Annotated in this window: 3 protein-coding genes and 1 pseudogene; 1 reads left to right on the top strand and 3 read right to left on the bottom strand. The window is 66.5% G+C overall.

Annotation, left to right across the window (positions count from 1 at the left end):
* The 3 genes and pseudogenes from H926_RS35000 to H926_RS0119290 form a co-directional block, all read right to left on the bottom strand.
* Positions 1 to 503, bottom strand: a pseudogene (locus H926_RS35000) (thiolase family protein); the annotation flags it as partial.
* Positions 504 to 532: 29 nt separating this feature from the next.
* Positions 533 to 952, bottom strand: a complete 420-nt coding sequence (locus H926_RS29025) for a Zn-ribbon domain-containing OB-fold protein (RefSeq protein ID WP_022677757.1) — start codon at positions 950 to 952, stop codon at positions 533 to 535.
* Between the two features lie 210 nt (positions 953 to 1,162).
* Positions 1,163 to 1,933 carry a LuxR C-terminal-related transcriptional regulator gene (locus tag H926_RS0119290; protein ID WP_028658247.1) on the bottom strand — a complete coding sequence of 257 codons (771 nt, stop codon included), beginning with the start codon at positions 1,931 to 1,933 and terminating at the stop codon, positions 1,163 to 1,165.
* 118 nt (positions 1,934 to 2,051) lie between these two features.
* Here H926_RS0119290 and H926_RS29020 point away from each other — a divergent pair.
* Positions 2,052 to 2,418 (top strand): acyl-CoA dehydrogenase family protein (locus tag H926_RS29020; protein ID WP_043610504.1); only part of this gene is annotated, 367 nt, incomplete at its 3' end.

Raw genomic sequence — 2,418 nt, 5'->3', positions numbered from 1 at the left:
GGCTCGCGCCGCCAGGCGTGCGGGGCGTGCACGCCGTTGGCAAAGGCCTTTTGCGCCACCAGCCCCAGCGTGCGGCGCGAAATGCCGTGCAGGTGCATGTAGCGCATGATCTTGGCGGCAAAGAACTGCGTGGTGACCATGTAGCCGGCCGCGCCATACCATTCGGGCAGGTTGTATTCCGCCGGCTTGGCATCGAAGGCGCCGCGCGGATGCTTGTCGAAACCCAGCGCCAGGCCCAGCTCGAACTCGCCCGAACGGATCGCCATCTGCGCGGAAAACAGCGCCGAACCGCCCGTGGCGCAGCCATTGCGCACATTGATGAACTGCACCCCGGTCAACCCCAGGTGCGATACCATGCTGTCAGGATTGCCCGCCGCGTCCGATCCGCCATAGGCAAACTGGATATCGCCCCAGTTCACCCCGGCATCGGCCAGCGCCGCGCGCACCGCGTGCACGCCCTGTTCCAGGCCAGAGAGCCCCGGCGTGCGGCCGAACGGGTGGATGCCGATGCCCACGATATGCACGCCCGCGCTCATGCTGCGCGCTCCGCAACGAGGGCCTCTGCCGGGGCGAAGGCGGGCAGCCACAGCGGATCGTCGGCGCTGTCATCCAGCGCCACGCGCGTGAGTTGCAGCGGCATGCCAATGCGGATGGCATCAAACGCCATGCCCACCAGGCGCGCCTGCACGATCACTTCGCCGGGCAGATCGACATAGCCCAGCGCCCAGGGCTTGAACGCGGCCGGGCCGGCATAGGGCGGCGCCTTGGGGGGGAAACGCTGGATGGTATAAGACCACAGCGTGCCCTGGGTGCCGAGCGCAACGGTATCGAAATCGCTGGTGCCGGGATGCGGGAAAACGATGCGCCCGGCGTCTGGCCGCTCTGCCCGTGCGCGCCCGCCCATCAGCCGCAAGGGCGCATCGGGCATGAACAGGGCAGCGGCTTGGGCCAAGGTCTTCCTCTTCCATATCAGGCGCGGAACCATTGGCGATTCCGCTGTTCCCGATAAAGCGCGCCCGCCCCCCTCATGGCGACTCTTCAAAACGCTAGGCCTGCACAAAAGACGGGCTGGTGCCTGGCGGTTGCACGCGCACGGCAAGGCGCCCCTGCCCGTTGGGAGAGGCGCCTGGTGCCGCCAATGCTGCGGCCATGCTGCGCGGGATCACTTCTGCAGCGAGATGTAGCCAAGCTGGGCTGCCTTGAACACGGTCTGGCTGCGGTTGACCGCGTCCAGCTTGATCGAGGCGTTGTGGATGTGGAACCGCACCGTGGCGCGGCTGCGCCCGATGATCATGCTGATTTCCAGGTCGGTCTTGCCGATCGCGGCCCAGCGCAGGCACTCCACCTCGCGCTTGGACAGGCGCGATCCGGGCGGCAGCGCCTGGGCCGAGCCCATCGTATTGACATAGCTGGTGATGAACGTGCGCCCGACCAGGCCAAAGATATCGCCATAGCGCGCAAATAATGCGCCCAGGTCGGTCAGCGACTGGTCAAGCGGGTTGAACGACACCGCGCCGATCTGGCCGAACGGCAGGTGCACCGGCACGACAATCGCCGCACGGGTCATCGCGCGGGCTTCAAAGTTGGTCAGGTCGATTGCCGCCAGATAGCGGTTGGGCGCGCGGGTGTGGCAGCCCTTTTCATTTACCCAGAACGGTTCGGCTTCAAAGCGGCAGGCGGTGGTGATCGGCGAATCGAGCGCAATGCGCGGATTGTGCCACCAGGCCTTTTCGCTGGTCCACCCGAACACGTCGCGCGCGAGCACGTTGCCATCCACATCCATCGGCGTGCGCTTGTCGGCGATGTTGTGCGCGGGCGCGGCCTGCATGCCGCAATTGCGGGCAATGGCATCAAGCGCCTGGGCGGCGCGGCGAATCTCGTCGGGCGCCGTTATGCGAACGGCATCAACCCATTCCAGGCTAGGGGCATCCATCTCCAGGACCATCTGCTTGTGCCTTCTTTTGAGCGGGCGTTGGCGGCCATCCTAACCTTTTTCGCAGCGTGGTTGGCCTGTCGGTAGTGCTAGATCGAACCGGGAGGGAGCAACACCCATGAATTTTGAGCTGAGCGAAGAAGAAACCATGCTCGCGGGCCTGGCCGACCGGTTCGTGGCCGATCGCTATGATATCGAGCGGCGCCGCGCCTACCTGGCCGAGGCGCAGGGTTTCTCTAGGGAAAACTGGGATTTGCTCGCCGAGTGCGGGCTGATGGCAGCGCCCCTGGCGCAAGCCGATGGCGGCATGGAGCTTGAGCCGGGCGCGATCGTGGCGCTGTTTGCCGCATTGGGGCGCGGCCTGGTGGTAGAGCCGCTGGCCGAAAGCGTGTTGGTGGGCGCGCGGCTGTTGCTGGCCGGTGCGGCCGACAGCCTGGCCGATGCCTGGCGCGAGGGACTGGCGAGCGGGGCGCAGCGCGTGGCCC

The organism is Novosphingobium sp. B-7 (assembly GCF_000410615.1).
In the GTDB taxonomy this organism is placed as follows: domain Bacteria; phylum Pseudomonadota; class Alphaproteobacteria; order Sphingomonadales; family Sphingomonadaceae; genus Novosphingobium; species Novosphingobium capsulatum.
Note: the sequence above shows the minus strand (reverse complement) of the source record. Positions and strands in the feature narration are given on the sequence as shown.